Annotated in this window: 29 protein-coding genes; 15 read left to right on the forward strand and 14 right to left on the reverse strand. The window is 63.9% G+C overall.

What is annotated here, in order from left to right; translation table 11 throughout:
- Positions 1-10 precede the first annotated feature (10 nt).
- The 5 genes from AX724_RS00145 to AX724_RS00165 all read left to right on the forward strand — a co-directional run bounded on the left by AX724_RS00145 (position 11) and on the right by AX724_RS00165 (position 3,327).
- The gene (locus AX724_RS00145; protein ID WP_066762105.1) at positions 11-1,252 is read left to right on the forward strand and encodes an SAM-dependent methyltransferase; all 1,242 of its coding nucleotides are present in this window, start codon (positions 11-13) and stop codon (positions 1,250-1,252) included.
- A gap of 112 nt (positions 1,253-1,364) precedes the next feature.
- Positions 1,365-1,664 (forward strand): hypothetical protein, encoded by a 300-nt coding sequence (locus tag AX724_RS00150; RefSeq protein ID WP_066762106.1) that lies wholly within the window; start codon positions 1,365-1,367, stop codon positions 1,662-1,664.
- Between the two features lie 63 nt (positions 1,665-1,727).
- Positions 1,728-2,150 (forward strand): DUF350 domain-containing protein, encoded by a 423-nt coding sequence (locus AX724_RS00155; RefSeq protein ID WP_066762108.1) that lies wholly within the window; start codon positions 1,728-1,730, stop codon positions 2,148-2,150.
- Positions 2,151-2,153: 3 nt separating this feature from the next.
- On the forward strand, positions 2,154-2,984 hold the full coding sequence (locus AX724_RS00160) for a S1 family peptidase (protein WP_066762118.1): 831 nt from the start codon (positions 2,154-2,156) through the stop codon (positions 2,982-2,984).
- 52 nt (positions 2,985-3,036) lie between these two features.
- Positions 3,037-3,327: a DUF3297 family protein gene (locus AX724_RS00165; protein WP_066762121.1), complete on the forward strand. Its 291-nt coding sequence runs from the start codon at positions 3,037-3,039 to the stop codon at positions 3,325-3,327.
- Positions 3,328-3,356: 29 nt separating this feature from the next.
- Here the strand turns inward: AX724_RS00165 and AX724_RS00170 are convergent, their stop codons facing one another.
- The 4 genes from AX724_RS00170 to AX724_RS00185 form a co-directional block, all read right to left on the reverse strand.
- Positions 3,357-4,094: a CHAP domain-containing protein gene (locus tag AX724_RS00170; protein WP_066762123.1), complete on the reverse strand. Its 738-nt coding sequence runs from the start codon at positions 4,092-4,094 to the stop codon at positions 3,357-3,359.
- 77 nt (positions 4,095-4,171) lie between these two features.
- A complete protein-coding gene (locus tag AX724_RS00175) occupies positions 4,172-4,705 on the reverse strand; it encodes a CHAP domain-containing protein (protein ID WP_066762125.1) in 534 nt (177 codons plus the stop codon).
- Positions 4,706-4,812: 107 nt separating this feature from the next.
- A complete protein-coding gene (recF, locus tag AX724_RS00180) occupies positions 4,813-5,883 on the reverse strand; it encodes a DNA replication/repair protein RecF (protein ID WP_066762128.1) in 1,071 nt (356 codons plus the stop codon).
- Between the two features lie 49 nt (positions 5,884-5,932).
- Positions 5,933-6,499 carry a hypothetical protein gene (locus AX724_RS00185; protein WP_331711400.1) on the reverse strand — a complete coding sequence of 189 codons (567 nt, stop codon included), beginning with the start codon at positions 6,497-6,499 and terminating at the stop codon, positions 5,933-5,935.
- 112 nt (positions 6,500-6,611) lie between these two features.
- On the opposite strand from AX724_RS00185, the gene AX724_RS00190 reads away from it, so the two are divergent.
- Positions 6,612-7,145, forward strand: a complete 534-nt coding sequence (locus tag AX724_RS00190; protein ID WP_066762129.1) for a peroxiredoxin — start codon at positions 6,612-6,614, stop codon at positions 7,143-7,145.
- Positions 7,146-7,192: 47 nt separating this feature from the next.
- Here AX724_RS00190 and AX724_RS00195 read toward each other — a convergent pair whose 3' ends face one another.
- Positions 7,193-8,107, reverse strand: coding sequence for a dienelactone hydrolase family protein (locus tag AX724_RS00195; RefSeq protein ID WP_066762130.1), 915 nt, complete (start codon positions 8,105-8,107; stop codon positions 7,193-7,195).
- A 35-nt stretch (positions 8,108-8,142) separates the two neighbouring features.
- Positions 8,143-8,568, reverse strand: coding sequence for a gamma-glutamylcyclotransferase family protein (locus tag AX724_RS00200; protein WP_443018618.1), 426 nt, complete (start codon positions 8,566-8,568; stop codon positions 8,143-8,145).
- A gap of 314 nt (positions 8,569-8,882) precedes the next feature.
- Between AX724_RS00200 and AX724_RS00205 the strand changes: the two genes are divergently transcribed.
- Positions 8,883-9,068, forward strand: a complete 186-nt coding sequence (locus tag AX724_RS00205) for a PspC domain-containing protein (RefSeq protein WP_066762134.1) — start codon at positions 8,883-8,885, stop codon at positions 9,066-9,068.
- A gap of 314 nt (positions 9,069-9,382) precedes the next feature.
- Here the strand turns inward: AX724_RS00205 and AX724_RS00210 are convergent, their stop codons facing one another.
- A complete protein-coding gene (locus tag AX724_RS00210; RefSeq protein WP_082733346.1) occupies positions 9,383-10,123 on the reverse strand; it encodes a DUF72 domain-containing protein in 741 nt (246 codons plus the stop codon).
- Positions 10,124-10,235: 112 nt separating this feature from the next.
- Between AX724_RS00210 and AX724_RS00215 the strand changes: the two genes are divergently transcribed.
- The gene (locus tag AX724_RS00215) at positions 10,236-10,472 is read left to right on the forward strand and encodes a DUF2061 domain-containing protein (RefSeq protein WP_066762137.1); all 237 of its coding nucleotides are present in this window, start codon (positions 10,236-10,238) and stop codon (positions 10,470-10,472) included.
- A 6-nt stretch (positions 10,473-10,478) separates the two neighbouring features.
- Here AX724_RS00215 and AX724_RS00220 read toward each other — a convergent pair whose 3' ends face one another.
- A complete protein-coding gene (locus AX724_RS00220; protein ID WP_066762145.1) occupies positions 10,479-11,153 on the reverse strand; it encodes a peptidylprolyl isomerase in 675 nt (224 codons plus the stop codon).
- A 148-nt stretch (positions 11,154-11,301) separates the two neighbouring features.
- Between AX724_RS00220 and AX724_RS00225 the strand changes: the two genes are divergently transcribed.
- Positions 11,302-12,792, forward strand: a complete 1,491-nt coding sequence (locus tag AX724_RS00225; RefSeq protein WP_331711401.1) for a tryptophan halogenase family protein — start codon at positions 11,302-11,304, stop codon at positions 12,790-12,792.
- A gap of 4 nt (positions 12,793-12,796) precedes the next feature.
- On the opposite strand, the gene AX724_RS00230 is transcribed toward AX724_RS00225, so the two are convergent.
- The gene (locus AX724_RS00230; RefSeq protein WP_066762150.1) at positions 12,797-14,161 is read right to left on the reverse strand and encodes a cation:proton antiporter; all 1,365 of its coding nucleotides are present in this window, start codon (positions 14,159-14,161) and stop codon (positions 12,797-12,799) included.
- A gap of 205 nt (positions 14,162-14,366) precedes the next feature.
- Between AX724_RS00230 and AX724_RS00235 the strand changes: the two genes are divergently transcribed.
- The 3 genes from AX724_RS00235 (at position 14,367) to AX724_RS00245 (ending at position 16,573) form a co-directional block, all read left to right on the forward strand.
- Positions 14,367-14,591, forward strand: coding sequence for a type II toxin-antitoxin system prevent-host-death family antitoxin (locus tag AX724_RS00235; protein WP_066762152.1), 225 nt, complete (start codon positions 14,367-14,369; stop codon positions 14,589-14,591).
- Positions 14,591-15,088, forward strand: coding sequence for a PIN domain-containing protein (locus tag AX724_RS00240; RefSeq protein WP_066762155.1), 498 nt, complete (start codon positions 14,591-14,593; stop codon positions 15,086-15,088). The genes AX724_RS00235 and AX724_RS00240 overlap by 1 nt, the downstream gene beginning before the upstream one ends.
- A 276-nt stretch (positions 15,089-15,364) precedes the next feature.
- Complete coding sequence (locus tag AX724_RS00245; RefSeq protein WP_066762158.1) at positions 15,365-16,573, forward strand: tyrosine-type recombinase/integrase; 1,209 nt, start codon at positions 15,365-15,367, stop codon at positions 16,571-16,573.
- Here AX724_RS00245 and AX724_RS00250 read toward each other — a convergent pair.
- Positions 16,548-16,742 carry a helix-turn-helix domain-containing protein gene (locus tag AX724_RS00250; protein ID WP_066762163.1) on the reverse strand — a complete coding sequence of 65 codons (195 nt, stop codon included), beginning with the start codon at positions 16,740-16,742 and terminating at the stop codon, positions 16,548-16,550. The genes AX724_RS00245 and AX724_RS00250 overlap by 26 nt on opposite strands.
- Positions 16,720-16,953, reverse strand: coding sequence for a helix-turn-helix transcriptional regulator (locus AX724_RS00255; RefSeq protein ID WP_066762165.1), 234 nt, complete (start codon positions 16,951-16,953; stop codon positions 16,720-16,722). Before AX724_RS00255 ends, AX724_RS00250 begins: the two co-directional genes overlap by 23 nt.
- Before the next feature lie 525 nt (positions 16,954-17,478).
- On the opposite strand from AX724_RS00255, the gene AX724_RS00260 reads away from it, so the two are divergent.
- The 3 genes from AX724_RS00260 to AX724_RS00270 are packed head-to-tail and all read left to right on the forward strand — an operon-like array spanning position 17,479 to position 18,342.
- Positions 17,479-17,742 (forward strand): type II toxin-antitoxin system RelB/DinJ family antitoxin, encoded by a 264-nt coding sequence (locus AX724_RS00260; RefSeq protein ID WP_066762168.1) that lies wholly within the window; start codon positions 17,479-17,481, stop codon positions 17,740-17,742.
- The gene (locus tag AX724_RS00265) at positions 17,729-18,010 is read left to right on the forward strand and encodes a type II toxin-antitoxin system YafQ family toxin (protein WP_066762171.1); all 282 of its coding nucleotides are present in this window, start codon (positions 17,729-17,731) and stop codon (positions 18,008-18,010) included. The genes AX724_RS00260 and AX724_RS00265 overlap by 14 nt, the downstream gene beginning before the upstream one ends.
- Positions 18,004-18,342 carry a hypothetical protein gene (locus AX724_RS00270; RefSeq protein WP_231736417.1) on the forward strand — a complete coding sequence of 113 codons (339 nt, stop codon included), beginning with the start codon at positions 18,004-18,006 and terminating at the stop codon, positions 18,340-18,342. Before AX724_RS00265 ends, AX724_RS00270 begins: the two co-directional genes overlap by 7 nt.
- Positions 18,343-18,455: 113 nt before the next feature.
- Here AX724_RS00270 and AX724_RS00275 read toward each other — a convergent pair whose 3' ends face one another.
- From AX724_RS00275 to traA, 3 genes are all read right to left on the reverse strand, one after another.
- Complete coding sequence (locus AX724_RS00275; RefSeq protein WP_231736418.1) at positions 18,456-19,412, reverse strand: alpha/beta hydrolase; 957 nt, start codon at positions 19,410-19,412, stop codon at positions 18,456-18,458.
- 331 nt (positions 19,413-19,743) lie between these two features.
- Positions 19,744-20,448, reverse strand: a complete 705-nt coding sequence (locus AX724_RS00280) for a DUF6118 family protein (protein WP_066762178.1) — start codon at positions 20,446-20,448, stop codon at positions 19,744-19,746.
- Between the two features lie 9 nt (positions 20,449-20,457).
- Complete coding sequence (traA, locus tag AX724_RS00285) at positions 20,458-23,472, reverse strand: Ti-type conjugative transfer relaxase TraA (RefSeq protein ID WP_066762347.1); 3,015 nt, start codon at positions 23,470-23,472, stop codon at positions 20,458-20,460.
- Positions 23,473-23,624: the final 152 nt, after the last annotated feature.

Below are 23,624 nucleotides of genomic sequence, written 5' to 3' on the forward strand. Positions count from 1 at the left end.
GGACAATTGCATGAAGATTTTCGAACGGGTTCTGAAGCGCCTGGTCACGCGCGGCCAATTGACGATCCACTATGCCAATGGCGACAGTTTCACGGTCGGACGACCCGATCCCGCTTTCCCCGCCCTGGCGCTCCGCTTCAAGGATGGGCGCGTCCCCTTCGACATCGTGCGGGATCCGCGCCTTGGCATGGCGGAGGCATGGATCGACGGACGGGTGACGATCGACGGCGGCGGCATATTGGAATTCGTGTCCATGATCCGGGCGAACAACCCATGGGAGCAGGGACGGTCGATCGATGCGAAGAGCGTCCTCAGCCGCGGCTTCAAGACGGCGCGCCAGAAATTCTGGCGCCTCAATCACAAGAGCCGCTCCAAGGCCAATGTCGCTCATCATTACGACCTGTCGGGCGCGCTTTACGACCTCTTCCTCGACCGCGACAAGCAATATAGCTGCGCCTATTTCCCCGACGCGGACAATGAAACCGGGATCAGCCTGGACCAGGCGCAAGAGGACAAGAAGGCGCATATCGCCGCCAAGCTCAACCTGAAGCCGGGCATGAAGGTGCTGGATATCGGCTGCGGCTGGGGCGGCATGGCGCTCTACCTCCACCGCACCTGCGGCGTGGACGTGACCGGCATCACTTTGTCGGAAGAACAGCTCAAGGTCGCGCGGCAACGGGCCGAGGAGGCCGGCGTCGCCGACCATGTCCGGTTCGAACTGATCGATTATCGGGACATCGAAGGGCCTTTCGACCGCATCGTGTCAGTCGGCATGTTCGAACATGTCGGCACCGCGCATTACCGCACCTTCTACAATAAATGCCGCGACCTGCTGGCGCCGGACGGCGTGATGCTGATCCACACGATCGGCCGGGTGGACGGGCCGGGCATCACCGACGCCTTCACCCAGAAATATATCTTTCCGGGCGGCTACATCCCCGCTTTGTCGGAAATGATCCGGGGCAGCGAAGGCACGCGGCTGATGGTGACGGATGTCGAGGTGCTGCGACTGCATTACGGCCTTACCATCCGCGAATGGTACAAGCGCACCATGGCCCACCGGGCGGAGATCGTCGCCCTGTATGACGAGCGCTTCTTCCGCCTCTGGACATTCTATCTCGCTGGCGCGGCGACGGTGTTCGAACATGGCGGAATGGTCAATTTCCAGGTCCAATATGTCCGCGACCGGCGCGCCTTGCCGATCACACGCGACTATATGCTCGAAACCGAAACTGCTCTGCGGGGCCGCTGAACATCCTTAACGGCTCCTTACGGCACCATTCCCGCACGGTTCAGTTCGACGCGCGCATTCTCCGCCTCATGCTCCCGCCAGGGGTCGGCGGGCAGGATGAGGAGAGACGCACATGAAGCTGTTTTGGAAAAGCGCGGCGGTGCTGGGCATCGCCATTGCCGGTGTCGGCACCACGGCCGTCCCGGCACAGGCACAATATTATGGGGGCGGCTGGCGCGATGGACGCGACGGGCGCTGGGACAATGATCGCCGGTGGGACAACCGTCGCGACTGGCGGGGCGACCGCCGGCACTGGCGGGGCGATCGCCATGGCTGGCGCGGCAATCGCTACGCCTATCGCCAGCGCTGCTGGACCGACTGGCGCTACGATCGCTATCGCGACCGGAACGTCCGCGTTCGCATCTGCCGCTGATTTGCCGAACCGTAACGACCCGCCCGATTGAACCTTCGGGCGGGTTGCTGCATTGGGGATGGCATGACTGATCCCATGCCCGTCATCCACAGCCTGCTGTCGGGTTTGCCGATATTGCTCCTGCACCTGGGCACCGCGACATTGGTGTGGATCGCAGCGCTCGCCATCTACTTGTGGATCACGCCGCATGATGAGTTCGCGCTGATCCGCAACGGCAACGAAGCCGCGGCCATATCGCTCGGCGGCGCGGCGATCGGCCTTGCTCTGCCGCTCGCTCTCTGCCTCGCCGGATCGGTCAATGTCTGGGACATCGCCATCTGGGGCAGCGTCACGCTGGTGCTGCAACTCATCGCCTTCCGCCTTGTCGATTTCCTGCTCGGCACCCTGTCGGCGCGAATCGAGGCCAATGAGCGGTCGGCCGCCATCTTCCTTGCGATGACGAAGGCGGCGATCGCCTGCCTGACCGCCGCCGCCATCGCGGGCTGACCCATGGCGCGCGGCGGATGCGGCTGCCTGCCCTTCGCTCTTGGCGGACTGTTGCTGCTGGCCTGGTTTGGACAAGGCGTGGAAACGCCGCCCTTGAGGATAGAGCAATATGATCCCCGATCTCCGCGCCGGCCGATGCCGCAGTGGGGCGACGAGCAATATGCCATAGAGGAACCGGGCCGGCAGGCGGACTCGATGGGCACCGCCTTCGCGGTCGATCGGGACGGCGCATGGCTGACCGCGGAGCATGTGACCCATGGCTGCACGCGGGTGGGGCTGGAGGACGGACGGTTCGCGCGTCCGGTGCCGCGAGTGATCGAAAGCCGGGAGGCCGACGCGGCGCTGGTGCCCGGCGCCCTGTCCAGCCCCGAATCCCTGCCGCTGTCGCCGCGCATGCCCCAGCCCGGCACTCCTGGCTATCATATGGGATTTCCGGCCGGCGAGCCGACGCTGGTGGTGTCGGAACTGATCGGCGAAGCGAACGCCCGGCGCGGTCGCAGCGAAGTGGCGCAGCCGGTGCTCGCCTGGGCGGAGCGCGGCCGCCTGCCCGAAGGCGACGGCACGCTGTCGGGCATCAGCGGCGGCCCGGTTTTTGCCGAGGACGGGCATGTCGTCGGCCTCAACAGCGCCTCTACCGACCGGCGCGGGCGCATCCTGACCGCCGCGCCCGATGCGGTAACGCGATTGACGGCGGCCAGCCGCGATGTGGATGACCGGCCCGTCGCCTATCCCTTTGCGGGCCTGGCTGACGCGGAAAGCCGCTTTGCTGGCTGGCTGGACCGGGGCGTCATCCGCCGCATTTTCTGCGACGTCGACGAAGGCCAAGGCGGTTGACGGCGGCGGGGCGCAACCGCTAGGCGCGGCCGATATTTCCAAGGAACGAGCCATGAGCGACATGCCCCCCGACCATCTGTCCACCAATCCCAAAAGCCCCCATTTCGACATGGATGTGCTTCAGCGCGGCATCGGCATCCGCTTCAAGGGACGCGAGCGCAAGGATGTGGAGGAATATTGCATTTCCGAAGGCTGGATTCGCGTCGCCGCCGGCAAGACGCGCGACCGCCACGGCAATCCGCTGACCATCAAGCTGACGGGCGAAGTCGAAGCCTGGTACGAGAGCCCGGCCGAAGGAGCCGAACAGCCCGACGCCGACGGCAAGGCCACCGAAGCCGAATGAGGAAACAGGGGCGCGCGCAGCGCCCCTTTTCAATTCAGCACCGCTTCCCGTTTCACGTCGGCGATGATCGCGCTCAGCGTCCGCTCGACAGGCGCAGCGTCGGCATAATGGGCGATCGAGAGATCGGCTTCCAGTCGTGGAGCCTGGCTGCGCCGCTTGTTCAGGACAGGGGCGGCACGCGTGGGTGTCAGCGTTGCCATCTGCCGCAACGCGGCCGGTTGCGGCCCGGTGGCCACGGCCTGCCAGTCGCCCCGTTCCATAGTCGCGAAGCGCACGCTTTCGCCCAGTGCTGGATCGGGGGTGAAGTCGTGCAGCTTCGCCTTTGCCGGATAGATGAAGCCGTATGTGGGATTGGTGCGCGCGCCCATCTGTCCGGTCGGGCTGTGCCAGACGCGGACCTGACTCCAGTCTCCTTCCGCTGACACGTCCAGCGCCAGAACATCCTCCTCGATCGCGCCGGGTGCCGACCAGTTGGCATGCCGGATCAGCACGCGACGATCATCGAGCACCCTGCTGACGACCGCAACATGGCCCAGCGTCATGGGTCCATAAGGGCGGAAGGCGAGCACTGCGCCCTTCTTCGGCTTGTTTCCACGCTTGTAGAGGCCCTCAGCCTGATCCCACCAGGTGAGCGCGTCGCCGCGAATCTCCACGCCCGACACGATGCGGGCGTAGGGCACGCATTGCAGCATCGCCGCGCCAAGCGAGGGCGCAGCCATCACGCCGGACAGCAGGATGACTGCCGTCCGGATCGCCTTTCGAACCATATGCGATCCTGAAATATCCTGAATCGCCCCACCGGGAGCGATCCTAGACTAAGGGTCGTTGTGGAAAGGTTAACGCCTTAGAAAGCAGCGCGAAGCGCGGCGGCGCCGGCCGTGTCGGCCGATGCGACCTGCACGGGCGCAGCGTCGACCGGCTTGGCGGCGCTGGCGTAGATGAAGCCCTTCGCCGGGTTGGAGCGAAGGCCCATGCCGCCAATCGGGCCATACCAAACGCGCACGTCGGTCCAGTCATTGTTGGGCGACACGTCGATGGCGCGAACGTCGCGTTCGATCCCGCCACGATAGGACCAGTTGGCGTGGGTCAGCAGCACTTCACGGCCGCTCACGACCTTGCTGACCATGGCGACATGGCCGACCGGCATCGAACGGCTGGAAGCAAAGGCAAGGACGGCGCCGACGCGCGGTTCATGGCCACGATCATAGCGGCCTTCCGCCTGGCCCCACCAGGTGTTGGCGTTGCCATGAAGATCGATACCGGAAACCTGGCGGGCGAAAGGGGCGCATTGAAGCGTGCCGGCGGAAGCAGGAACGGCCGCGATTGTCGAGAGCGCAAGGAAGAGCGTCGCGAAAATCGCGCGAAAATCAGCTGACATGTGAAGTGCGACCCCGACTTATGTTAGGCTTCAACCCCGATGACCGGCTTAGGCCAGAGCGCGGCGAACTTGAAAAGTGCGCGGCGACGAGTCGTTTTATCGATGCGTTATACTGCGGAACGAAAAACCTGGCCGGCCGTTACAGTCAACCGGGATGCCGTCGTCAGGTCTTTGAAAAGACTGGGTTCTGTCCCCGTCATCCACACTTGTCCCGCGCTTTGGCGCAAACGGTCGAACAGCGCGGCTCGCCGTGACGGGTCGAGATGCGCGGCCACTTCATCCAGCAACAGTACCGGCGGCTGACCCCGGTCTGCGGTGACCAGCGCGGCGTGCGCCAGCAGGATCGACAGCAGCAGCGCCTTCTGTTCCCCGGTCGAACACAAGGCGGCTGCCTGATTCTTGGCGACGTGCACGACCGCCAGATCATGACGGTGCGGCCCGGACAATGTGCGTCCCGCTGCCGCGTCCCGCCGCCGTCCGCGTGCCAGCCGCGTCGCAAGCGGCTCGTCCCCCTCCTCATCGCCTTCAATGGCGACATGGGGCCGCGCGAACGGCTCGTCGGGCTGCTCCAGCAGCACCCGGTCGAGGCGCGCAACAAGGTCCGCACGCGCCTGCGCCAGCGCCGCGCCATGCTCCCCCATCTGCGCCTCGAGCGCCGTAAGCCACACAGGATCGGCGCTGCGCAGGTCCGTCAACAGCCGGTTGCGCGCGCGCATCGCTGCGTCATAGCGCGCGCTGTGCGCCGCATGTCCCGGATGCAGCGCGAGTGTCAGGCGATCCAGGAAACGCCGCCGCCCGCCCGGGCTGTCAAGGAACAGCCGGTCCATTGCCGGCGTCAGCCAGACGATCGAGAGATGATCGGCGAGTGCGTTGGCTGACCCGGCCATGCCCCCGATCCGCACCTGCCGCCGCTCCGGCGCGGCGGCCGTGACGCCGGTGCCCAGCACCACGCCGTCCACTTCGGCGGCAATGCCGAATCCACCCGGCCCGTCCTGCCGCGCCATCGCGGACAGCGCCGCCCCGCGCAGGCCCCGCCCCGGCGCAAGCATCGACACCGCTTCCAATATGTTGGTCTTGCCCGCGCCGTTGTCGCCGGTCAGCAGGACGAAGGCATGATCCGGCACGATCAGCGCATCCGCATGGTTGCGGAAATCGCTTAATGTGAGCCGACCGATCATCGCGCGGCTGTAGCGGGGCGAGCCGGCGGAAGAAAGGCCGGCCGTGCGTTCAGCACCGTTTGCGGGTCGTGGCGTTTCCGTCATTGATGATCGTCAGCCTGCCGCCATCCGGCGACGGGCGCAGATCCAGCGTTCGGGTCCAGCTCTGCCCTTCGCCGGTGAAGGCCGCCGTCACCCGTACGCCGCCTTCGTCACCCTCCGCGACGGATTGCACCGTTCCCACGCTTTCGTGGAAGATGAGCCGGCCCGGCTGTATCGTGAGTTCCAGATCGGCCGCGCGGTCCCCGCATCGCTCGCTCATGCCCGCCCATTGCCCTTGTAACGATGCCGGGATCGACCCGGCCGACATGGCGGAAGGCGGCGGCGTTTCAGCGACGGACGGGGCTTGGGCGGTCTCGCCCGCGTTGAACGCCGGACCGGCCTTCGTCCTGCCTGGCACATCGCCATCCACTATGTTGCTCACCATGTCCGGTTGCCGTCCGCCTCCTTCCTCGCTGCCGCAGGCGGCAAGAAGGGTCAGCAGGGGAAGGCAGATCGTGACGCGCATGATGGTTGAACCCGGCATCTTCCGGTCCGGTTCCCATTGCCGCCGGTCAAAGATTTTCCGCCTCAACATGATGATTCCCCCTGATCCCGCTTGCGTGGGCGCGCCATCGGGATCATCAATCGTCGCCATAAGGCGCGCACCCGCGCGCCTGCGACCGAACCGTTCGAAGGAGTGCCCGCCGATGAAGCGCCTGATCCTGTCCCTCGCCGCCGCAGCCGCCGTGCTGAGTTCCAGCGGTGCGATGGCCGCGCTCGCTGTGGGCGCGAAGGCCCCCGACTTCACCACGCGTGGCGCGCAGGCGGGCAAGACCTTCACGCTCACGCTCTCGCATCAATTGAAGCGCGGCCCGGTCGTCCTCTATTTCTTCCCCAAGGCGTTCACGCCCGGCTGTTCCGCCGAAGCGCGGGAGTTTGCCGAGAATATCGACAAGTTCAAGGCGGCGGGTGCGACGGTCATCGGCATGTCGGCCGATCCGGTCGACGATCTCGTCGCCTTCTCCACCAAGGAGTGCGCGGGCAAGTTCGCGGTGGCCTCCGCCGGCCCCAATATCGTGTCGGGCTATGACGTCGCGCTCAAGATGCGGCCGGGCATGACGGACCGCACCTCCTATGTGATCGCGCCTTCCGGCCGCGTCGCCTTTGTCCACAGCGAAATGAACTATGCGGGTCATGTGAAAAGCACCCTCGCAGCGGTCGAGGCGATGAAGAACAAATAAGGCCGCGCCGCCCGGTCCGCCGCACGCGGACCGGGCGGCCGGAATGCCTATCCTTTCACATATTTGCCGAACCAGGCCAGAGTCTGTGACCAGGCCTGGCTGGCAGCAGCTTCATTATAGCTTGGCCGATAATCCGCCATGAAGCCGTGGTCCGCCCCTTCATGCACGGTGATGGCGTCGGGCGGGGACTTGCCGGCCTGGCTGAGCGCCGCGCGCATCGCCTCCACGTCCTTCAAGGGGATGCCCTTGTCCAGCGAGCCATATTGGCCCAGCACGGGGGCCTTGAGCTTGCCGACTTCCTCGATGACGCTCAACGGCTGGAGCGCCGTCTTTTCGCTGACGAGCCGCCCATAATAAGCGACGCCAGCCTTCAGCGCGGCACTGTGCGCGGCATAGAGCCACACCACGCGCCCGCCCCAGCAAAAGCCGGTGATCCCGCGCCGCTTGCCGTCGCCGCCATGGCTGCTGGCCCAGGCGTAGGTCGTGTCGATGTCGGCCATGACTTGTGCATCGGGCGCCTTGGACACAATCGTGCCGACCAGCTGCTTGAAATCGGAGACCTTCGTCGCGTCGCCGTGACGGGCGAACAGGTCCGGCGCGATGGCATAATAGCCGGCCCTGGCAAAGCGCCGGCATATGTCGCGTATCCATTCATGGACGCCGAAAATCTCATGGACGACGACGATGACGGGCGCGTGTCTGCCGCTGGCGGGGCGTGCGACGAAAGCCGGCATGGCAAAGCCGTCGCTGGCGCGAATCGACACCGTTTCCTGGGTCAGGCCGTCGCCCGGCGTCTCCACCGCGCTGCTGGCGATCGGTCGGCAGGCGGCAGCGAAGCCGGCCGCAAAGGCGCCGCCGGCAAGCACATGGCGGCGTTGCAGCCCGGTGCTGCCGACCCAGTTGATGTCCTCCGCCAGCCGATCGGGGGTTGGCTGGTCCGTTCCGTCACGATCGATCGTCATGCGCGCCTCCTGATCCTCTCCCGCAGGGGCGCAGACTAGCCGCCGTCCTTGCGCGCGCAAGCCAGGAAGTCGCCGCCATCAATAGGCACCAGATTTCGGACAGGCAGGGCATAGACATAGGTCCATACCTCGGCCGCGCCGTGCGCGCCCTCGATCCTCACCCGCTCCCGCCGATATTCGTGCGGCGGGGGGAAATGCGCCGCGCATTCCTCGTAATCGTCGAGCCAGGCGAGCGTCACGTCGGGGCGAGCGAGCCGGAAGAGGTCGCCGCGCACCCAGCCTTGGGCGCCCGGCACGAAACCGGGATAGTCGGCTATGCGATACAGGCGCCCTGCCGCGCTGGCGGCACCAACATGGGTTGCCTCCGCCGTCAGCCGTCGCGCCATGGGATGCGGGAAGCCTGGGCGCAAGGTGCCATAGACGAAGAGCAAGTCGTCATTCACCCCGGCAACTTTCACCAACAGGGCGCAAAATTTCCCAACTTGAGGGAATCACGATCCGACCCTGGCGCGACATCCTGCCGTTGATCGACGTATTTCCGCCAAAAATCGAAACTGGCACGCGCTCTGCAATATCGTTCGGCATGAAGGCCGGGTGACCCGGCCAGACATCAGGGAGTATCCAGTCATGTCCGTCGTCAAGATCCACAGCGTCGCCTTCGCCCTGCTGGGCGCCGTCATCTTCGCAGGCCTGTTTGTCGGCGCCGCCGTGCCCGTCATCCCCGTCGCCTGATCGCCCATCCTCTTCCGCCATCCTGAAGCAGAAAGCCCGAACCATGAACAACAGTTTCACCCTCGACCGTCGCAATGGCAAGATCATGGGCGTGTGCGCCGGCATCGCCAACCGCACCGGCCTGGATGTCACGCTGGTTCGCGTGGCCCTGGTGCTCCTGACGCTGTGCGCGCTGGGCCCGATCGGTGTCGTCGCCTATCTGCTCGCCGGCTGGCTCGCGGAAGGCTGATGAAGGACAATCATCGATAAATGATAAGTAAAAAGGCCGCCCTGGTCATCCCAGGAGCGGCCTTTTTGCATCCCGTTCAATCGGGATGAAGATCCGATACGCTCGCGATCAGGCATACAGCACCGAATAAAAAGTCAGCATCTGAACGCCAATGGCGATGGCAAGCACCGCACCTTGAAAAGCCTGACGCATATTTTGCTCCGTCATTACAAGAATGGCCGCCCGTCTTCAGGCGGTGAGCGCCCCTACGCCCGTCATATTCTTGTAACAATCGCAAAGCGCGACTTTCCGATTGCATCAAATGCAACAGGGTGTCACTTCAAAGCCACGATCATCGCCTGCGCCGCCGCGGGATTGCGTTCTTTCGCCCCGCTGATGAAGAAGGTGAAGACATCGCCCCGTGCAGCCTGCTCGCGGGCTTGCCCCGCCCATCTGTCGATGTCCTTCCGGGAATAACCCGTCGGCTCGTCCGCCTGCGATCGCATCAGGCGCAGGTAGGAGAAACCGACATCCTTCCCGTTGATGGCTGGATATTCGGGATGATCGGCCAGCACCACCGCCGCCCCCGCCTGCCGCGCCAGATCGATGAAGCGGGGGTCATCGAAACTCTCGTGCCGCACTTCCAGCGCATGGCGCAGCGGCAGGCCATCGACGCTGTCGGGCAACAGCGCGAGGAACGCGCCGAAATCATCGGCGTCAAATTTCTTGGTCGGCATGAACTGCCAGAGGATCGGCCCCAGCCGGTCGCCCAGTTCGGCAATGCCCTGCCCCACGAATTTGGCGACGGACTCGCCCGCTTCCGCCAGTACCTTGCGGTTGGTGCAGAATCGGGATGCCTTGACCGCGAACTGAAATCCATCCGGCACGGCCTTGGCCCATCCCGCAAAGGTCGCGGGCTTCTGGCTGCTATAATAGGTCGCATTGATCTCGGTCGCCGTCAGATGCTCGCCCACATAGGCCAGCTCGTCCTTCTGCCTTAATCCTTCAGGGTAGAAGGTCCCCCGCCACGGTTCATAGACCCAGCCGCCGATCCCGACCCTGATGCGTCCTGTCATCGCCATCTCCTTGCGCCTTACAATGATCGTCCCGGTCGATCAGAGCCAGCGGAAAGACGCGCTGGCAATTATTGCGAATGACTATTAACTGCGACGGAAAAGGAGACACCGCATGCCGCTCGACCTCATCAAAACCGGAACCTACCTGACCATCCACCTGACCGTAGGGTTCACCGTCGCCTATGTGATGACCGGGTCGATGGCGCTTGCGGGCGGCATCGCCCTCATCGAACCGATGATCAACGCCGTCGCCTTCTTCTTCCACGAACAGGCCTGGAAGAAGGTTCAGGCCCGCCCGCCCCGGGGGAGTGGACGCGGCTGGGCGCGCACGCAGGCGACCTTCGCGTAAGGCTGTCTACTTCGCTGTCTTCTTTTTAAGGCCGATCAGCCAGGGCTTGACGCCCCGGCTCGGCTTTGGCTTGCCGTCCAGCCGCCGCGCGCGCAGGATCGCGATCGGCTTCACGATCATCTGCCCGCGCATCGGCCCGGACCCGCAACAGGTCGGCACCGCGAGGATTTTCTTCACGACATCCATGCCCGCGACCACATGGCCGAAGGCGGCATAGCCGATATAGTCTCCGCGTGCGTCCATGTTCGGCGTTGGGCCAATGGTGATGAAGAAATTGCCCATGGCGGAATTCGGCCGGTTGGGCCGCGCCATCGACAGGGTGGCGTCCAGGTGGCGGATGCCGGTCCGGGTGGTCGGCTCGTGCGGGATCGGCGGCAGGGACCGGCGCGCATCGGTATCGATCCCGCCCTGGATCAGGCCATAATGGGGATCGCTCTTCCGCCGCGCCGCGCGATAGAAGGTCACGCCGTCGAACCGGCCATCGTCGACATAGGTCAGGAAGTTGGCGGAGGTCAGCGGCGCGCGCTTCTGGTCGACCGCTACGATGATCCTGCCTGCTGACGTGTCGATCGCGACGCGAACGAACCCCGGCGTGGGTCGGTTGGCCGGCCCGGCAGCCACGGCAGATAAGGGCGCAAACAGGCATAGCAGCGCGAGCAGCAGACGAAACGGAAGGGACATCGGCGAAAATCCCTAACGCTTTTTCGCCGCAAGGCAAATCAGCGGCGCGACGGCAGGCGGCCGCCCGCTTGCCGCGGCCAGACTGATCGACCTGCCCGTCAGGATAGGCTAGCAAAGGTCCATGCAATGCGCGCGCAGGATCCTGATCGTGGGAGGGGGAACGGCCGGATGGCTGACTGCCGCCTATCTCGCGCGCTTCTTCGATGGCACCGGGCAAGTCGACATCACCCTGCTCGAATCACCGGACCTGGGCATCATAGGCGTCGGCGAAGGGACGTTCCCCACCATCCGGGGAACGCTCGACTTTCTGGGCATCGAGGAACATGCTTTCATCCGCGCCAGTTCGGCCACCTTCAAGCAGGGGATAAGGTTCGACGACTGGCTGCACGCACCCCTGCCGGACGGCAGCCGCCACCAGTATCTCCACCCGTTCGATGCCCCCTTCCAGGCCGATCAGGCCAATGTCGTTCCCGACTGGCTGAAACAGGACGCCCGGTCCCGGCCGGCCTTCGCACAGGCGGCCACGATCCAGCATGGCGTGGCGATTGCGGGACGCGCGCCCAAGACGCGCAATGAAAGCGGCTATTCGGGTCCGCTCGATTATGCCTATCATTTCGATGCCGGGAAATTCGCGGCCCTGCTGCGCCGCCGGGCGGTGGAACTGGGCGTCCGCCATGCCGAAGGAATGCTGACGGGCGTCGAGCCGGACGGCACCGGCGGCATCGCGCGGGTCGTCACGCGCGAGCATGGCCTGTTGGAAGCCGACCTCTATATCGACTGCACCGGCTTTCGCGCTGCTCTGATCGGCGAAGCGCTGAAGGCGGACTTCACTTCCGTACGGCACATCCTCTTCACCGATCGCGCGCTTGCGTGCAAGATTCCCTACGCCGATCCTGATGCGCCGATCGAAAGCGTCACCATCGCGGCCGCTCATGGCGCCGGCTGGACCTGGGACATCGGGCTGGAAAGCGCGCGGGGCATCGGCTGCGTCTATTCGTCCGCCCATATGGACGATGAAGAGGCGGCACGGCAGCTAAGGCTCTATATTGGCCATGATGCCTATGCCGCCCGCATCATCCCGTTCGAGCCGGGCTATCGCGCGCGGCAATGGATGGGCAATTGCGTGGCGGTGGGGCTTTCGGGCGGCTTCCTGGAACCGCTGGAATCCACGGGCATCCTGATGATCGAGGCGGCCGTCGCCATGATCGCGGAACTGCTGCCCATGACCGGGCCAGTGGATGCACCCGCGGCCCGATTCAATCGGCTGATCGCCGGCCGCTACGAACGCATCGTGGATTTTCTGAAGCTCCATTACTGCCTCAGCCGGCGAGAGGAGCTTTTCTGGCGCGACAATGCCGATCCCGCGTCGATCCCTGACAGCCTGCGGGAGATGCTGCGGCAATGGCGTCACCGGCCACCCAGCCGCTTCGACTTTCTGCTGGATCTCGAAAGCTTCGCCTATTTCAACTATCAATATATTCTCTACGGCATGGGCTTCGAAACCGAGGCCGCGCCTGGCCGAAGCGACATGCCGGACATCGCAGCGCAAAGGTTGTTTGCGCAGATCCGCCAATATGGCGAGCAGGCGATGCAGGACCTGCCGCCCCACCGCACGCTGATCCGTCAGATCAACGGCTGACGCGTCAGACGGCCGCCAGCCGCTGCCCCCCGTCCGCGTCCAGTGCGCCATCGCGACGCGCCTTGCGGCCATAGACGGCCTCGAACAGCGGGGTCGCCATCACCGTCGTGATGATCGCCATCAGCACCAGCATCGAAAAGAGCGTCGGGCCGATAATGCCCTTCTGCAGGCCGATGTTGATGATGATGAGTTCCATCAGCCCGCGCGAATTCATGAGAGCGCCGATGCCGAGCGCGGTGCGGTTATCTTCCCCGGTCAGTCGCGCCGCGGCATAGCAGGCGCCGAATTTCGCCAGGATCGACACGAGCAGCACGACCAGCGCGATCAGCAGCAGGCTGACCGAATTGACCATGTCCATCCGCGTATTGAGTCCCGAATAGGTAAAGAACATCGGCAGCAACAGGACGACCGCGATCGGCTCCACCTTCTGCTTCAATTCCTCGACGAACCGCCCGCGCGGCATGCACACGCCCATCAGGAAGCCGCCGAATATGGCATGGATGCCGATCGCATCCATCAGGAACGCCGACAGGCAGAACAGCATCATCGTGATGGCCAGCACCTGCATGCTCATTTCGCCCTTGCGTTCGACCGCCTCCCCCAGCGGCGCGAGCAGCCGGCGGCCGAACAGCAGCATGAAGCCCCCGTAAAGAACAGCGCCGCCGATCGCGATCACGGCCACGCCCGCACCCGCCCCGAAGGTCGCCAGAACGATCGCCAGCACGCACCAGGACGTCGCATCGTCGAATGCGCCTGCCGTCAGCGCCAGCGTGCCGAGCGACGAGTTGGCCAGGCCGTTTTCATTGATGATGCGCGCCAGCATGGGAAAGGCGGTCAGCGCGATGCATGCGCCAAGGAACAAGGTCGCGTTCGCCTGGCTGATCCCAGGGGTGAACAGGCCAGCCACGCCCATCAGGACCGGCGCCAGCGGAATCGCCAGCAGAAACGGGGCAAGGATGCCCGCCGCCGACACCGCCGCCGCACTTTTGGCTTTCGATTTGAAATGGTCCAGCCGCAAGGTGAGCCCTACCATGAACATGTAGAGGCCCACACCCAGTTGCGCCCCGACATACAGCACGTTGCGCGTGTCCTTGGGAAAGATCGCGTCCTGAACGCCGGGAAGAAACAGCCCCAACAGGGATGGGCCGAGCAGCACGCCGGCAATCATCTCGCCCACCACTTGCGGCTGTTTGAGATAGCGGCGGGCCAGCCAGCCGACGGCGCGGCAGGTCAGGATGATGACCGTCAGCTGCAGGAAGAAATGAATGCTGAAATCGGACGGAGCATAGCTGTTCACGCTGTTCGCCGCAGGACCGTGTGGGTTGAGCACGTCCGTCAACGCCAGCCATGCCTGTTGCAGCAAGTTCATTCCATCCCCCTGTCTTTATCCTTGTCGTGCCCGGCTGCGGCATCTTTCGGGAGGAAGAGGAGCGCAGCAGCGGCGGGCGACGCAACCTTTAAATCCGCTCGCCCGCGCGATTTCCTCCCCGCGCGACGCATCTGTTGCGCCGAGCCCACAATGTAGTAATGTAGGCACAAGATAGCGCAATCATTTTACCTGATGGACAGCCACGATGAAGGTCATGACCAGCCGGGAATTCAATCAGGATGTCAGTGCTGCGAAGCGAATCGCGCGCAGCGAACCGCTGTTCGTCACTGATCGTGGGCGGCCAACCCATGTGTTGATGAGCGTCGCGATGTTCCGGCAATTGACAGGGGAGCAGGAGAGCATCGTCGATCTGCTCGCGGCTCCGGCCGGCGCGCCCGACATCAATCCCGACGCGGCGCGGCGCTGGTAATGTTCCTGCTCGACACGTCAATCCTGTTGGACCTGTATGGATCGCGGTCCCGCGGGGGCGAGGCCGGCGCCGCCGCCTGGGCGGCGCGGACGTCCCGCGACAGGCTCTTCATTTCCGCGCTGACCATCGCGGAATTGGAAGGCATGCATGCCCGCGCCGCGCGCAAGGGCCAAGGCGTGGCCACGGCGCTGCGCCAGTGGATCGACACGCAGGTCCTGCCCGTGTTCGACGGGCATGTCCTGGCCATCGATGCCGCCGTCGCCGGCAAGCGCGGCGAGATCATGATCGAGGGGGAGCGCGACGCCCTGATCGCGGCAACCGCGCTTGTGCATGGACTGACGCTGGTGACGTTCGACAAGCCCGCCTTCAAACGCGCGCGGGTAAGGTCGATCGACCCGCGCAGCGACGATGGCGAAGAGGCGATCGAAGCACCGGACTGGCGCATGGCGAGCCGCCGCAAGCCGCAATGGCTGCGCGGGTTGTTCATCCGGGGCTGAAAAGACTGGCTTTTGCCGCGTCGCTCACCGGCTTGGCGGGAGCGATGCAATGGACCATCGGCAGATGGTGACCCCTACGAGTGTAGAACTTTTGTGTCAAGCAAGCTCAGGGTGTCCCTAACTACACTGTAAAATCAGTGATTTATGTTGTAATGTGTTCGCGGTCGGTCGCCCTGATTTGCCTGAATTTGGCTCAAAATGTGGGAACGATTGTGGGACCGTTTGCCGCGCGAAAGTGTGGGAACGCCCGCAATGCCCAAACAGGGAACCGAACCGATGGCACTGACAGCATTGAAGGTGAAGAACGCGAAGCCCGGTCGCCATGTCGATGGCCGGGGGCTTTGCCTGCTGGTGAAACCGAGCGGTGCGCGGACGTGGGTTCTGCGGATGCAGAAGGATGGCAGGCGGCGCGACTATGGCTTGGGATCGGCGCTGGACGTATCGCTTGCCGAAGCGCGCGACGCGGCGGCGGCGCTGCGTCGTCAGGTCCGCGAGGGAGCCGATCCGGTCGCGGAGCGGCGCAAGGCGCGCAAGGTGGTGCCGAGCTTCGAGACGGCGGCGCGTGATTGCTACGAGGCGTTGAAAGAGGGCTGGAAGAACCGGCGTCATGCCAACTGGATTTCCAGCCTTGAGAACCATGTCTTTCCGATGGTCGGAACCCGGCCGGTGGATCAGGTGGACAGCGCGGCGGTGGTCGAGGTGCTGTCGCCCATCTGGCTTGAGATACCCGACACGGCGCGACGCATATTGCAACGCATCGGCGCGGTGCTGGACTTCGCCCATATCAAGGGATGGCTTCCCGGCGAGGTATCGTTGCGCTCCGTCCGCAAGGGGCTTCCCCGTCAGGTGGACAAGGGCGGCCATCTGGAAGCGATGCCCTATGCCGATGTTCCGGCGCTCATAGCGAAGCTGGCGGCGGCCTCGCCCACGACCGGGCGCGACGCGCTGCGCTTCACCATTTACAATGCCGTGCGCTCCAACGAGACGCGCTTTGCCGTGTGGACAGAGTTCGACTTGGACAAGGCTATCTGGACCATTCCGGGCGAGCGCATGAAGGCGGGCGAAACCCATGTCGTGCCGTTGTCCGCGCCCGCCGTGGCGCTGCTCCGCAAACGGTGGAAGGAGCGGAGCAGCGGCACCGGGCTTGTGTTCAGCAATGACGGGGAAAAGGCCATAAGCGACATGACCATGACCAAGCTGCTACGGGATGACGGCATTAAGGGCGTGACCGTCCACGGCTTCCGGTCGGCCTTTACCGACTGGTCATCGGAACGGACGCGCTTCCCCAAAGAGGTTGCCGACAAGGCGTTGGCGCACAAGCTACCCAATAAGGTCGAGGCCGCCTATCGGCGCACCGACTTTTTCGAGAAGCGGCGCAGCCTGATGGCGCGTTGGGCCGAGTATCTGGACAGGGTGCCCGCGAAGGAAAGCAGGGACGCCGCCGCCACGGCGTCCGAGCCTATGCCGCTCCGCGCTGCCGCCTGATGAGGTCATGCAGGCTGGCGGTGGTGATGCGGGTGGACTTGCCGAGCTTCACCGTCTCGACTTCACCGGCCGCGATCAACTCATAGAGCTTGGTCCGGCCGACACCGATCATGCGGGCCGCGTCATTGACGCGGACGCAGATCGGATCAGGAGGAGGGGGCGCGGTCATGGGCGACCCTTCCGGCTTCATCGGCGCGATAGGCGGCGGGATTGGCGATCCAGCGTTGGACGGCAGATTCATGCCAGCCAGCGCCGTGGATGCTGATCGACACTTGCCGGGGGAATGTCCCGTCCGCGATCTTGCGGTAGAGGGTGGAGCGGGAAAGGCCGGTGCGGGTCAGCACGGTCTTGAGACGGATAATCCTTTCATGGTCGGGCATTGAGGTGACTTTCGGTTTTGACGTTGGCACAATCCCCCTACGAACAGAATTGACGGCCCGGATTCATAGCGCAAGAGCGCCCCGGCCGAGATATGACGAAGATGTGGCTCACGGTGGTCTAAGTGTAGGAAGCTGTGGGAAACGGCGGCGCACTATGGGAAACGGTGGCGTATGGCGGTGGACAGCGGCTAATGGCGGTAATTGGCGGCCTATACTTGCACGTTTCTTTAGCGACCGTGACAAATAAGCCACGCCATCACGCGGCTTGCTGGCAAGACATGCGACCCGATGAACTTGGCGGATTTCCGATTCGCATGACATGGCGGAGCCTTTCTTGAAGGTGGCCCGCCATTGCCACGAACTCATGCTGTATCGCTTTATCCCGCCACGCAAGAGGGGGAGGCACTACAGTGCCGCTCGCGGCCAACATAGTCTCAAAGGCACAAAATCAGTCGTTTTCGGCAGTCGTCAGAATTGCATTTTGCACCTCATTGCATTACATCGTCATGCAGAAAGGAAATCAACATGGCAGCGAACGCACTTGTCCAGACCCGAATCGACGGAGCCGTGAAGGCGGAAGCCGCGACCGTGCTGGCGGCGATGGGGCTTACCGTCTCTGATGCCGTGCGCCTCTTGCTCACCCGCGTTGCGCGCGATAAGGCGCTGCCGTTCGAGCCGCTAGTGCCCAATGCCGAGACGATCGAGGCCATGAAGGAAGCGCGTGAGGGGAAGGGCAAGCGGTTTGCCACGGTGGCCGACCTGATGGCCGACCTAAATGCGGACGATTGAACGCTTCGGGCGGTTCAAGCGCGACTACAAGCGGGAGAAGAAGGGGCAGCACGCCAAGACGCTGGACGATGCGTTGATCCCCGTCATTGAGGCTCTGGCGAATGACGAGCCGCTTGAACCGCGCCACCGCGACCATGCGCTGACCGGCGATTGGCGCGACCATCGCGATTGCCACATCAAGCCGGACCTCGTGCTGATTTACCGCAAGCCTGACGAGGACACCTTGCAGCTTGTGCGGCTGGGATCACACGCGGAATTGGGATGGTGACGCCAGCGTATGGCGGTAATCGCCTGTTTGTCGTGAACCTTCTGCGCAGGATGCGGGTTTCTGGATTGAAGGAGTTTGTCGAGATGGCGACAAGATCATCGAAGGCGTGGTTTGCGGCAAAGCGTTATGGATACGGCTCCGGACTGCCGATCTCATGGGAGGGCTGGGCCGTCCTTGCGGCATTCTTTCTGGTTGTGGTCGTAGCTGCCGCCGAATTGCCGGGATGGAAGAAGTCGATCGTTGATGCCCCAGCGATTATTGCCCTCATCGCTATCTGCGCCTTGAAAACCGAAGGCGGATGGCGCTGGCGTTGGGGCGACAGATCATTGTAGTCCAGAGCGATCTTATCCGGTGCTGGCAAAGCCCGAACGCCTAGCATTGGCGTTTGCTGATCGGCGCATTCACCTGCCGCGAGGCGCCTGTTTGCCGCGCACTCCTGATCTCATCACCCATGAGACTTTATAAACTTTGCGACCGCAGGCACGACATCCGGCGCAAGGGGTAAGCTTGGATCAGCGTAAGTCGCAACGTTAGCTGCGCGGTCGTCGGATGCAACAAGCTTAAGCACGTGATTGGTGTTGGGCAGCAATATCATCTGCGCGTCAGGTTTTGACTTTTTGAGCAACTCGGCATCTTGGATGCCGACCTGAATGTCTTTGCTTCCCTGCAAAATCAGGACCGGACCGCGATAAGAGGCAACCAAGGTTGAGGGATTTAGCGACATCTCGTTGATTAAGAAGTTCTGGACGTTCGTTCGAAAGAGTCCTCGAAGGGCTGGATTGAATTGGGTCACATCGACATGTCTCCCCGCTTCGAGTTCTGAGATGGCAGCGTTAGCTTGGTCCAGGATGGGTGCATTCGCTGGATTAGCTTTAAATTGTTCTCGCATGATCGTTCCAATAGGTCGGCCCGGCGTGGAGACAAGAATTAGACCGCAAACATCCTTTGGTGATTGCCCCGCGCGAAGAGCAACAAGTCCGCCTTCACTATGACCTAACAGCCACACACATTTAACGCCTGTCTTTTGACGGATCGAATTTACCCAAGTTTGAATATCGGTTGCATAGTCGTCTATCGTCACGGAATTTGGGTCCGGAATGGCGGCAGCACTTGCGAACATGCCCCGCTTATCGATGCGGACAGTAGAAATTCCCTGTGCAGCAAGACCATCGGCCAGAAGCTTTAGCGAGGCTGCCTTGATCCCCATGGGATTATTGCCATCCCGATCAGTCGGGCCGGAACCGGGGATCATCAGAACAACAGGCGCGCCAGAATCTGCGGAAGACAGCATTGTGCCTTTTAGGGGGCCATTTGGACCGGCAACATCGACAAAGCTTTCTTTTGGCGAAGGGGCCGCTGCCGTCAAACTGGCGGCAATCAGCAGCGAAATTACAATTCGCACTATTCCGATCCTTCCTCAGATTCCGAGATTGGCTCCCTTAATGTCAGCTTGATGGCTGCGATCAAGCAGAAGCCACTCTCGTCGATTTTTCTGACGTTCAACCTAACGAAAATCACATGATTCCGCGCATGGCTGGCTCGCCCGGTCCTACTGCACCGTCGCCGCGTTCTGATTGAACGAAAAACGCCGCCGGATTGACCGGATGCACAACAACCCCGGTTGCAGGGGTTTCCGTCACCCCTTGGCGCGTAGCTAAGCCGACCGGCCGCGCGCTCCCATATAGCGCCGTAGCGGCCGGTCGGCTTCGCGGGGCTTGCCCCGCTCTCTCTGGTCACGGTTGGCGATATCGCACCCTGATCGTGCATCGCACCGGCTGCTTGGCCTTGACGGCCTGTTGCTCACAAGCGTCAATGGCTTCGTGGTTATCGCGGCGTAGTTCGGCCGCGTCGGCTATCGACTGCCACGCCTGCGGGCTGTCGGCCTGCATGATCCGGGTTCCCGCCTGCCATAGCGTCGGCTCGCGCACGGTGCGTGCGGCGAGGCGTTCGGGCCAATGCCAGTCTGTCGGCGCGATACGCGCGAGAAAACCGGGAAACGCCGCCCATAAAAGACACCCGGCGACGAAGCCGCCGCCAGCCCATCGCCAGCGTTCTCGCTTCTGCTGGACGATGGTGGTGGCGATGCCGATGGTGGCGCGCAAATCGCGGCGGGTCTCGGCAAGCTCGCGCTTCAACTCGGCAATCGCGGCCTGATCCTCACGCCGCGCCAGCGCCGCCGCCGCCTCGATCTGCGATTGGAACTCATCCGGCGTCATTTGCAGCGCGGGCGCGCTCTCGATAGCGATCACCGATTTCGACAGCTTGGCAAGGGTGTTGCTGTAGTCGGGTATCTCTATGTCCGCTTTCTCGGCGGACACATGCTCGATGGCGCGGCGAAGCAGCGCCAGTTCGCCCTTAAGCTCGGTGAAGGCCCGTGTCGCCGGGTCCATCGGCGGCGGCTCGTAAGGCAAGGCGTTGGGCCAGCGTTTTTCGTCCATGTCGTTCTCCTATCGGCTCATGCCAAGGTCGCGGCCATGATCGAACGGCACGGAGTCCGACAAATCACGGGTAAGGCTGCGGCCCATATCCACGTCGATGCCCAATTCCTGACGCCTCCCGGAAAGCAGCGATTCCACCTGTGCATCGCGTTCGAGGCTTTTCGCCATCCCGGCCATTTCCTGACCGACGCGCTTCGCGCCCCGGAAATCCCCGTCGCGCCGTAGCTCGTCCTGCGCCTGCCGGAGCTGCTGCCAGCCCTCCACGAAGCGGTCTGCGCGGCTGTAGGGATCGGCCCGCAATTCCGCCTCTTGGCTCATCGCCCGTAGCGCGGCCTGGCCGCGCCCCTCCGCGGCCTCGCGGATCAGTTCCGGCTCGCCCCGGAACGCGCTGTTCAGGTCGGTGGAAGCATTGGGCCGGATGGCGTCCAGCGTCTCCCTTGCCCGGTCCAGCGCCTCGCGCTGGTGGGGCATGGCGTCGATGCCGTGCGCGCGGGTCTGCCGGATGGCATCCAATGCCCTTGCATAACGCTCGACCGCCCCGCGCACGCCCCCGGCGCGCATGGGCTGCGGGTGATGGTCGCGCTGGTGCTGGCGGGCCGGATCGCGCTCGGCCTTGGGCAGTGCGCTGCTCAAATCCAGCCCCTCGAAGATGCCGCGCGGGCGTTCCGGCATTGCCGGTGCCGCCCGATCCTGACCGGGAAGCGAGAGGCGCAAGCCATCGAAGATCCCGCGCGCCTTCTCCGCCCCGACGCGGGCAATCTCCATGACACGCTCGCCAAAGCTGATACCGCGCCGCTCCGCGAACTGCTGCGCCGGGTCACGGACTGGCTCGACGCGCACATAGTCGCTCGCCATGTCCTTGGTGCGCTCGCGCGACAGGATGCGGACAAGCTTGCTGTCGTCCTTGAAATCGTCGCGGCCATAGTGAAGCGCCATGCCTTCGCGGTGGCGCGTCATGCCGACATAGGAGCCGTGCCGGTCCATTCCCGGCGTGGCGAGCATGTGGGAGCGATCCACGCTCATGCCCTGCGCCTTGTGGATCGTGGCCGCGTAGCCATGATCCACATGAGCGTAATCCTTCATGTCGAACGCGACGGAGCGCCCGTCATCGGTGCGGACGGTCATGCCCTGCTGGTTGACCTGCTCGACGGTGCCTAGCGTGCCGTTCTTGACCTCAAGCCCGCGCTCGTTGCGAAGGAACATGATGCGGTCGCCCGATGCGAAGGCCCGCGCGCCGCGCTCGGCCTTCACCAACACGTCATCGCCAAGCGCGCCCGCCGCCCGCATCCGGTCGCGCGCCACCTCGTTCAACTCGCGCACCTCGTCATTGGTATGGGTGAGGATGATCCGGGTTTGATCAGGCGTGGCGATGCGCTCGCGGTCCCAACGCTCGACAAGCTCGCTCCGCGCCTGCTCGCGCGTCTCGGCCGCGTGGATCATGCCATGATCGGTGTAGGCCCGTATCGCCTCGCCTGTGCGCCCTGTGGCAAGATGGCGGGTGGCGACCTGCTGCCAACCTTCATGCTGGCGGCGAACCTCCGTAATCTCGACGCCGCCATGCCGTTCGTGGACCGCCCGGAAGGCCGCGCCCGCCTCGATGGCCTGCAACTGCTGCGGGTCGCCGACCAGCACGACCTTTGCGCCCGCGTCGGCGGCATGGGACAGCACGCGCTCCATCTGGCGCGTGCCGACCATGCCCGCCTCGTCGATCACCAGCACATCGCGCGAAGTCAGAAGGTCGCGGCCCTGCGCCCAACCATGTTCCATGCTGGCGATGGTGCGCGACGCGATGCCCGAACCGTTCTCAAGCCCTTCCGCCGCGATGCCGGACAGCGCCGCGCCGCGCACCTCGAACCCGCTGCGCTCCCACGCCTCCCGCGCCACGCCAAGCATCGCGCTCTTGCCGGTCCCGGCATAGCCGACGACGACGCTCAAGCCGCGCTCGCCGGTCACATGCTCGAACGCCGCGCGCTGCTCGCCCGTCAACAAAAGCCCGCGCTGCTCGGCCTGCGCCAATGCGGCAGCGCGGTCCTTCTCGTCCACGCGATGCCGCTCGCGCTCGGCCATCAATTCGCTGGCGCGCTGCAACCGTTGCTCGGTCTCGATCATGTCGCGACTGGTGAAACGATCTTCGCCGCGTCCGTCCTTGCCCAAGGCGACAAGATCGGGAGACGCACGAACGGCGCTCATCGCCCGGTCATATTGCTCCTTGCCGTCCGTGTGGCGATGCACGAACATCGCCACGTCGCGCTTGGTGAACGTGGCTTGCTGATGGGTAATCGCATCGAGCGCCAAGGATGGATTGGCAATGATGCGTTCGCCGTTGCGCTGCGCGATGGCGCGGTGATCCTCGATGCGCTCGGACTCAAGCCCGCGCTCGCCCATGCGCGAAGCTGCGGGACCGATCTTGTCTTGCGGCTCAAGCTCGATGCCCTGCGCCTCCAAGGATCGGTGATCTATGCGGGCATCAATATCCAGTTCGGCAAGGCGCGCGTTGACGTGATCGGCCCAACGCTCGCGCCACTGTTCCACCAACTCCGTGCGGTTCCAGTCGCGTTCTTTCGCGCCGAAACCCTGCTCGTTCACCTCGCGCATGGTGAGCATGACATGGGCATGGGGTTTAGGTTGGCCGTCCGCGTCAATATCCCAATGCACATTCAGGTCCGCGATCATGCCGCGATCGACAAACTCGGCGCGCACGAAATCCTGTGCGAGCGCGACGCCCTGCTGCTGGTTCATCTCGCGCGGAATGGAAAACTCCACCTCGCGGGATAGCTGCGCGTCTTTGCGCTTCTCGGTCGCCTCGACCTCGTTCCAGAGGGTGGCGCGATCCGTGAAGCGTTCGGGCGCACCTTCGGGCAAGAGGATTTCGCTATGCTCGACGCCCGCTTTGTTGGTGAAGTCATGCTCACGGTCCAGCCGCTCGTCGTGCAGGCGCTCGGCCGCGCGATAGGCCGCCGCCGCGACGGCGCTGCGCCCTTGCGCGCGGCCGATGACCTGAACGGAGAAATGGTAGATCGCCATAGCGATCATCCATTTACTGCCTTAAGCGCACGTCGGCACGACGTATAAGCGCGCCCTCCTCGAATAAAATCCGAGCAGGGACTAGGCGATGTCATTCCGTCCCGGCGACTCTACTACACTACGCAAAGCAATACTCTAGAATCACTCCATCA

This window comes from Sphingobium sp. CCH11-B1, from assembly GCF_001556865.1.
Classification (GTDB): Bacteria; Pseudomonadota; Alphaproteobacteria; order Sphingomonadales; family Sphingomonadaceae; genus Sphingobium.